Source organism: Pseudoneobacillus rhizolycopersici, assembly GCF_054786815.1.
Genome location: NZ_JBTOOE010000081.1, coordinates 1 through 280, shown reverse-complemented (window position 1 = coordinate 280; position 280 = coordinate 1). Strand labels below are relative to the sequence as shown.

At 45.4% G+C, this 280-nt stretch carries 1 protein-coding gene; it reads right to left on the bottom strand.

Going from position 1 to position 280, the window contains the following annotated elements:
- On the bottom strand, window positions 1-205 hold a 205-nt coding region (locus ACX9YW_RS22935), incomplete at its 3' end, for a hydroxymethylglutaryl-CoA synthase (protein ID WP_460351026.1).
- Window positions 206-280: the final 75 nt, after the last annotated feature.

The following is a 280-nucleotide window of genomic DNA, read 5'->3' as shown; positions in this document are numbered from 1 at the left end:
CATCTTGCAGTAGCCCTTCTAATGCTTTTTTCCCCATCTTCGTAAATGGCAAGTGGAAGGTTAGCGCAGCAAAATCATCAAGTTGCCGGCCCGTAATCTGCCGATAGCGTTGCCAACATTGAAGGAAGAAATCGACATAAACATTTGTCGAATACTTACCATCAACATGGGCTTCAGTAGCATACAGTGGCCGCCAGAAATCCATCACGTCTTTCGTGTAGGAAACACTTGTCTCTTCCAAAGCCAGGACGTGGGGATTAGAAGAAATCAACATTGCAAC